Origin of the sequence: Methanobrevibacter sp., assembly GCF_045577275.1 — an archaeon.
Taxonomy (GTDB): domain Archaea; phylum Methanobacteriota; class Methanobacteria; order Methanobacteriales; family Methanobacteriaceae; genus Methanobrevibacter.
Genome location: NZ_JAZNIB010000012.1, coordinates 1 through 6887 on the forward strand (window position 1 = coordinate 1; position 6887 = coordinate 6887).

The 6887-nt window shown below is 30.6% G+C and carries 10 protein-coding genes; all 10 read right to left on the reverse strand.

Annotated elements, in window-relative coordinates; genetic code table 11:
• Positions 1-106 precede the first annotated feature (106 nt).
• The 10 genes from ACKI67_RS00335 to sucD all read right to left on the reverse strand — a co-directional run bounded on the left by ACKI67_RS00335 (position 107) and on the right by sucD (position 6829).
• Complete coding sequence (locus ACKI67_RS00335; protein WP_048812436.1) at positions 107-253, reverse strand: 50S ribosomal protein L40e; 147 nt, start codon at positions 251-253, stop codon at positions 107-109.
• 178 nt (positions 254-431) lie between these two features.
• Complete coding sequence (locus ACKI67_RS00340) at positions 432-956, reverse strand: DUF367 family protein (protein ID WP_407461389.1); 525 nt, start codon at positions 954-956, stop codon at positions 432-434.
• 99 nt (positions 957-1055) lie between these two features.
• On the reverse strand, positions 1056-1757 hold the full coding sequence (locus tag ACKI67_RS00345) for a hypothetical protein (protein ID WP_407461390.1): 702 nt from the start codon (positions 1755-1757) through the stop codon (positions 1056-1058).
• A gap of 244 nt (positions 1758-2001) precedes the next feature.
• Positions 2002-2397: a hypothetical protein gene (locus ACKI67_RS00350; RefSeq protein ID WP_407461391.1), complete on the reverse strand. Its 396-nt coding sequence runs from the start codon at positions 2395-2397 to the stop codon at positions 2002-2004.
• A gap of 38 nt (positions 2398-2435) precedes the next feature.
• A complete protein-coding gene (locus tag ACKI67_RS00355; protein ID WP_407461396.1) occupies positions 2436-3155 on the reverse strand; it encodes a DUF116 domain-containing protein in 720 nt (239 codons plus the stop codon).
• 104 nt (positions 3156-3259) lie between these two features.
• Positions 3260-3724, reverse strand: a complete 465-nt coding sequence (locus ACKI67_RS00360) for a hypothetical protein (RefSeq protein WP_407461392.1) — start codon at positions 3722-3724, stop codon at positions 3260-3262.
• Between the two features lie 162 nt (positions 3725-3886).
• The gene (locus ACKI67_RS00365) at positions 3887-4042 is read right to left on the reverse strand and encodes a hypothetical protein (protein ID WP_295618478.1); all 156 of its coding nucleotides are present in this window, start codon (positions 4040-4042) and stop codon (positions 3887-3889) included.
• Between the two features lie 112 nt (positions 4043-4154).
• Positions 4155-4538, reverse strand: a complete 384-nt coding sequence (locus tag ACKI67_RS00370; RefSeq protein WP_407461393.1) for a hypothetical protein — start codon at positions 4536-4538, stop codon at positions 4155-4157.
• A gap of 97 nt (positions 4539-4635) precedes the next feature.
• The gene (gene hmgA / locus ACKI67_RS00375) at positions 4636-5838 is read right to left on the reverse strand and encodes a hydroxymethylglutaryl-CoA reductase (NADPH) (RefSeq protein ID WP_407461394.1); all 1203 of its coding nucleotides are present in this window, start codon (positions 5836-5838) and stop codon (positions 4636-4638) included.
• 124 nt (positions 5839-5962) lie between these two features.
• Positions 5963-6829, reverse strand: a complete 867-nt coding sequence (gene sucD, locus ACKI67_RS00380) for a succinate--CoA ligase subunit alpha (protein WP_407461395.1) — start codon at positions 6827-6829, stop codon at positions 5963-5965.
• Positions 6830-6887 lie beyond the last annotated feature (58 nt).

Here is a 6887-nt window from a genome sequence, read left to right on the forward strand (position 1 = left end):
AAATTAGTAAAATTAGTAAAATTAGTAGATATATATTATAATAAAAATAGTAAAAATCTAAAGAGAATATAAAATTCCCTTTGAAGTTTAAAGGGATAGAGTGAATCTATCCTCTAGGTTCTTTTGCTTTGAATCTTAAACCTTTGTAACCACATTTTCTACAAGTAGTAGCTCCAGCAGGATTACGTGCATTACATTTTAAACAGATTTTTACATTAAACATTCTGTTTTCTGCTTCTTCAAATCTTGCCATTAAAAATTCCTCCATAATTATTAAATTAATTGATCAATATAACTTAAATAAAAATTTATGAAAAAATTCAAAAATTCATAATAAAAGTTTTAAAAAGAATAAATCATGAATTACAAAGCATGTAATCATAACTATTAATATAAAATATGATTTTAATAGTATATAAATGTTAGGTTTATTATTTTTTATTTTCATGAGATTCTAAGAACTCATTTTGTATTTTAACAACTTCTTCGCTTGTTTTAACTGAACTGTATGCTTCCAATAGGTCATAATTCATTTCAATGAATGAATGACCCCATTTGAATCCATCCATAATATGATGGGCTTCTTCCTTAAATCCAGTTATATAAAATGTTGCTGCAATAGCTTCATTTGTTGATAAAATACAAGGCTTTCCAAAATTAACTGGGTTTGCTGCAATTAAAAAAGGAAGAGATCTATGATATTTGGATAAGCTAAAGAAACTTGCGGAGCTTGATACCTTATTCCATGAACAATCAAGCCCAACTATGCCTTTATTTTCAACAAGAGGCTTATCTTCATATGAAACTGCCTTTTCAGAAAATGGATTTAAAACAACTGCACCACGAGGAATTTGATGTATTTTATAAACTATCTTGCATTTTCCTTGCTTTTCCATTTTGAATGCAGTGCATTTCCTCTTATCACATTCATTGGCATGAAAAACAGTAACTCTCATAAATATCACTTCAAATCTCTAAAATAAGTAAAAAGAGAATAAATTTATCATTTCATAAATTAAATAACAATAAATTATATTCTCCAGAATAGGCAAAATCTATCCATTTAATGGTATCTCACCTGAAAATACTTTATCTACATATTCTTGATTAAATTTGAACTCCTCTTTAGACATATTTAATATTTCATACATCTCTGGAGCTTTTTTAGAATCTTTAAATTTAATGCTTTTGATTAAAGGTTCTATATGGTCCTTATATAATGGACAGAACAATGTACCATCACATTCTGTTTTATTGTCATAGGACATTACATTGATTGTGTATGCAGTTCCATTAATATCTGCTTCACAAATGTACACATTTATGGTGTCATTAGTGCTGTTGGAATCATCTGAAGATTTTTTATCATCAGTGATATTTGTATCAGGAACAGCTTGTGAGAAAAAGATTTTCCAAGGCTGACCATTATAATTCCTTATTTCCGGTTGGCTTAATCCCTGCAATTGATAAACATCAGTGATGAAGTCTCCATCCTTTACACAAGACATATTGTAAGTAATATTATTTTCCTTATTTTCATAAGAAGCTGACCATCCTTTAGCAGGGCCTTTATCATCGACCTCATTTTGAGTTAAATCACCAGTAAAAGTACCTGACATGAAATTGGTGTCAAAGTCAGTTGTAGGCCCGCCGAACAAGTCCATACCGAATAATTCAAATGCTGAAACAGATCCTATAGAAGCTATGATAAGCACTAGGATAGCAACAGCCATGATAGTTATTTTTTTATTAAGCATACTTTTCCTCCTATAAATTATAGAAAAAAATCTTTAATTAATAAAATTTTTTTTATTAATATTAATAATTTAGATTTATCATAATAAATAAATCTTTTCTTTAAATAGCAAAATACTTAAAAACTGTAAAAAATTAAAAAAAAGACTTAAATCAAGTTAAAAATAGTAAAAAAATAGTATAAAATAGTAAAAAAGAAAAATAGATTAAAAAAATAATAAAAAATAAAAAAATAAGTTTAAAAACTTATTTAGAATCAGCTATAGTAAAATTAGGCCTAAATTTAGAACTTCTTTTTAAGTTTTTAAGTTCTACTTTTGTAGGGCATTTGTACTCTTCAAGCATTAAGATCTTATAGTCATAATCGATTGGCAAATCTGCATCCTTTCCATCGATTATACCTCTGAAATTAGCGCCAACCCATCCAGTTCCGCCAATATTATAATTGATTCTGTCAATAGGATTGAACTTATCAAAGAACATTTCCAATTCAATTGTTCTTTCCATAGGTGCCTTATAGTGGATAGCCATTATTTTATCGGAATTCATCCTGATTTTAATGTTCTTTTGGTCCATCTTCAATTCTTCCCCTTCTCTAATCTTCTTTAATACAAAGAATGGATTAATATCACTATCAGTCATTTTTTCACCTCGATTCTCTATTTAAATGAATATAATTACTATTTGCTTGGTTCGATTATCACATCATCATTTGAAATTTCATTTAATTCAACACTTTGATTATTTTGATTTTCCTTAAATTCGTAATATCCTATGGTTTCAAGAACTTTTGAAACATCCACTTTAGTTTCAAAACAGCCTGAAGTGGATAAAAGGACTCCTTGTGGAGAAAACTTTTCTAAAGCCATCATTGTTTGATTCAAGTCCACATGGCAAGCTACACCAACAACTCCCTTGAACTTGTTTTGCTGAACTATCTTCTTGACAAAACTGGATCCCGGTACAATAAACACCCTATAACCCATAGGTTCGGCTTTTTGCTTTATCACTCCGATAGCGCATTTTCCACAATAGGTACATTTGATACCGGTTTCCTTTAGGCTTGCTTCACATTGAGCTGATCTAAGACAATGAGGCAATACAATTATCTTATCTTCTGGAGAAATCTCATCGAATTTAGGCTTATTGACCTTATTTCTTACTTCTATTCCAATATTATCGACTAAAGAATCATCGAGACCTAAAAGATTTGCGAAACTCTTTAGAGGAGAATAAAATACATTTACAATGAATATGACCAATGATGGAAATAGTAATTTATTCCTCCTAACCAAAATAATCCCTAATATAAGGCCTACAATTAAGATTAGCACTATTATAAAGACTAATAGCACAAGTCCTTCTCCGATTAATTGGAATGCCTGTTCATGCAATAACATAATTGTCAAATCTGTACTTTTTTAATCAAAATAATTATTTCTATTATTTAATAATTTGTTTTATATATATAAAATTTTTTATAAAAATAATAAAAATCAAATATCTAAAAAGGTTCAATTTTATAATTCTTAACTTCCCCTTCTATAACAACACCATCATCAGATTTGATGATATTCAAACCAGATAAGCTATCACAAGAGCATAAAATATCCTGTTCAGGGTGAGTTCCAGGAACTATTCCACAATCCAATCTGACATTTTCACCTACTGACAATACCATTTTAAGCCTTTTTGAAGATGGATGGTCCTTTGGAAGAACAAGTATTGGTGACTCTATATCCCTTGTAAGATAAATTAATGATCTTATACCCTTTTCGTATTTTTCACCAAGATTAAATGAAGAAACAGCTATTAAATCGTCTTCTTCCAAATATTGAACGATTTCATCACTGTCTGGAGTTCCTATAAAAAGCATCTTATCTTCTCCAGCCTTAGCGATTCCAACCATACCGCTTTCACCAATCAAAAACAGTATTTCATCTTTAGTAAATTTTATTTCCGTTTGCATACTATCGCCTTAATGATAAAAATTGATTGAATAAAATTCTAAAAAATAATCTAAATTAGCTAAAAATAGCCATATCTCAAAATAGCTAAAAGTAAAAATAATAAAAAAAGTTTAAAGAGTAAATATTTAATTTACTCTAAAACAATTAAAATAGCAATACACTTATTCTTGTGCTTCTACATTGTCACTTTGACATGAAGGACAGATAACCTTTTTACCTAATCCTTTAAAGTCATTTCCACAATCCAAGCATTTATATTTTTTTGTTTTCAATTTTTTCATTGAAAGATCAGCCATTGGGCCTCCAGAACTACACATAATATCACCTCAATAGTTGTAAAAATATAACTATTGTTTTTATGTAATTGTAATTATGTCCATTTTAGTATTTATATTATTTTAATTAATTCTTAAAAATTTATCCTAAATTCTATTTTTGATAGAATTTCATCAATTGGTTAGACTCTTCAGTTGATTCAAATTCATCAATGAATTCCCTTAAATCATTGAAAAACTCTTTTTTTCTTTCATCCAAATCATCAATTTTTGAATAATCTTTCTTAATTATCAAATTTAATAATATGCTATCAGTTTCAAGAGTGATGTTAGGATAGTCATTAATAATACTACTGGAATCATTAGAATTATTAGAATTGAATAAATCACTCAAATCGGAATCTTCAGACGCAGAAATTAAGTTATCAAAATCATTGAATTCAATTGAATCATCATCAAAAATAGGTCTGCTATTTTCCAATTCTTTCTTAAAATCTTCAAATTCCTTCTTAAAATCAATATACTCTTCTTCAGACATAATAATCAAATTGTTAAAATCAGTCAAATAAATTAATAAAAATGTTATGAAAAAAAAATAAATTAAAAAAATAAAAAAAGATAATAATAAAATTTAATTATCTTCCTAGTTCTTTGTGAGCTTTAGCTAAATGGCCAGCAGCTAATGCTCCAACCAATGACAATTCACCTGCCAAAACTGTTGAAATAACAATTTCAGCAAATTTGTTTACATTGCCACTGCCTGCACATCCAAGAATCTGCAATCCTTCATTAGCAGTTTCAAGCCTTGTTCCACCACCAATGGTTGCAATAGGCAAATCTGGCATATTAACAGAGAAATATAAATCCCCATCCCTGTCTTCAGCAGTTGTTATACCAAGGGAACCTTCCACAACATGTGCAGCATCCTGACCTGTAGCAAGGAAAAGCGCTCCAATCATATTGGCAAAATGAGCATTGTAAGCCATGCTTCCTGCTGCTGCAGAACCTATTAGGTTTTTAGCGGTATTTACCTCTTCAATAGCTTTTGCAGTTGTCTTAAGTTTAGTCTTTACAATAGCTTCAGGAATCAAGATATCTGCAACAACTGTTTTACCTCTGCCTTCAACAACATTGATTGCTGCTGGTTTCTTATCTACACAAAGGTTTCCACTTAATGCAATGGCATGAACACCTAAATCCTCATATAATTTCTCTAAAACCTTTTCAGTAGCTATTGTTACCATATTCATACCCATACTGTCTCCAGTTGAGTAGCAGAAACGTGGATAAACATAATTTCCTACGATGATAATTGGATCTATCTTGATTAATTTTCCATGACTGGTAGTGGATTCTGCGATTTCCTTAAGCTCATCAAACTTATTCTCAAACCACTGCTTGACTTTAACTGCTTCAACTACAGATTCTGTTTTTATTACAGGAGCCCTTGTCATCTTATCCCCAATGACTCTTGCATTAACTCCTCCAGCTGCAGTGATTGCAGAACAACCTCTGTTGACAGATGCAAGCAATGCACCTTCTGATGTTGCAAGAGGTATGAAGAAATCGTCTTTTGCATGTTCCCCATTGATTGTTACAGGTCCTGCAACACCAATAGGCACTTGTATGGTTCCTATAGGATTTTCAATGTTTTTTGCAAATGCAAGTTCCATGTCCAAAGTATAGTTGGATATTTGATCAAGCTTGCAATCGGAATATCTTTCTATAAACTCTCTTCTAATATCTAAAGCTTCGGTAGCTGTTTGAGTATACTTATCTATCTGATAAAGTTTCATTTCACCAGCCAATAATTTTTCAATGATTTCTTCCTTATCCATAATATCACTCTAGAAATAGTTTATTTATAAAAACAGCATTTAAACACAATAATTTTTAATTCTTATTATTTAATGATTATTTAAATAAAAATAAAATTAAAAAATAAAAAAAGAAAGGAGAAATTTATTCTCCACGAGCTTCCTTAATAAACTCTACAATTTCAGAAGGTTTGCTAGCTACTTTAACACCAGCAGCAGCTAAAGCTTCCATTTTACTTTTTGCAGTACCGGAATTACCTGCAATGATTGCACCTGCGTGACCCATTCTTTTTCCAGGTGGTGCAGAAAGACCTGCAATATAAGCAACAACAGGTTTGGTTATGTTGTCATTAATATATTCTGCTGCAGCTTCTTCAGCTCCTCCACCGATTTCACCGATCAATACGATTTCTGTTGTTTCAGGGTCTTCTTCAAACATCTTTAGGACTTCAATATATGGAGTTCCGATTACAGGATCTCCTCCAATACCTACACAAGTGCTTTGTCCGATTTCTGCACGAGTCAATTGGCTTGCAATTTCATAGGTTAAGGTACCGCTTCTGGAGATTACACCAACACTTCCTTCAGAAAAGATGTGGGTAGGCATAATACCAAGTTTTCCAACTTTAGGAGAGATTACTCCTGGAGTGTTAGGTCCGATTACAGTTACTCCCTTTTCCTTTGCATAAGCCATGATCTCCATAGTGTCATGAATAGGTATGTGTTCTGTAATAATAATTACTAAATCCAAATGCTCAATGGATTCAAATGCAGCATCCTTTGCAAAAGGAGCAGGTACAAATATGATTGATGCATTTACATCAACATTTTCTTTAGCTTCTTCAATAGAATCAAAAACAGGAACTCCACAAACTTCTTGACCACCTTTACCTGGAGTTACGCCTGCTACAATTTTTGTGTTGTATTTCATCATTTGCTCGGTATGGAATTGTCCTTGTTTACCAGTGATTCCCTGTACCAAACATTTTGTATTTTCATTTAATATAATCATATTACCACAATCGATTTTTAATAAATTTTTAATAAATTTTTAATAATTTTTAATTTTA

What these genes read in the sequence shown, in the direction of transcription:
- sucD (WP_407461395.1), bottom strand. Translation starts at nt 6,829, where the DNA reads ATGATTATATTAAATGAAAATACAAAATGTTTGGTACAGGGAATCACT.
- ACKI67_RS00335 (WP_048812436.1), bottom strand. Translation starts at nt 253, where the DNA reads ATGGCAAGATTTGAAGAAGCAGAAAACAGAATGTTTAATGTAAAAATC.
- ACKI67_RS00355 (WP_407461396.1), bottom strand. Translation starts at nt 3,155, where the DNA reads ATGTTATTGCATGAACAGGCATTCCAATTAATCGGAGAAGGACTTGTG.
- ACKI67_RS00345 (WP_407461390.1), bottom strand. Translation starts at nt 1,757, where the DNA reads ATGCTTAATAAAAAAATAACTATCATGGCTGTTGCTATCCTAGTGCTT.
- ACKI67_RS00350 (WP_407461391.1), bottom strand. Translation starts at nt 2,397, where the DNA reads ATGACTGATAGTGATATTAATCCATTCTTTGTATTAAAGAAGATTAGA.
- hmgA (WP_407461394.1), bottom strand. Translation starts at nt 5,838, where the DNA reads ATGGATAAGGAAGAAATCATTGAAAAATTATTGGCTGGTGAAATGAAA.
- ACKI67_RS00360 (WP_407461392.1), bottom strand. Translation starts at nt 3,724, where the DNA reads ATGCAAACGGAAATAAAATTTACTAAAGATGAAATACTGTTTTTGATT.
- ACKI67_RS00340 (WP_407461389.1), bottom strand. Translation starts at nt 956, where the DNA reads ATGAGAGTTACTGTTTTTCATGCCAATGAATGTGATAAGAGGAAATGC.
- ACKI67_RS00370 (WP_407461393.1), bottom strand. Translation starts at nt 4,538, where the DNA reads ATGTCTGAAGAAGAGTATATTGATTTTAAGAAGGAATTTGAAGATTTT.
- ACKI67_RS00365 (WP_295618478.1), bottom strand. Translation starts at nt 4,042, where the DNA reads ATGTGTAGTTCTGGAGGCCCAATGGCTGATCTTTCAATGAAAAAATTG.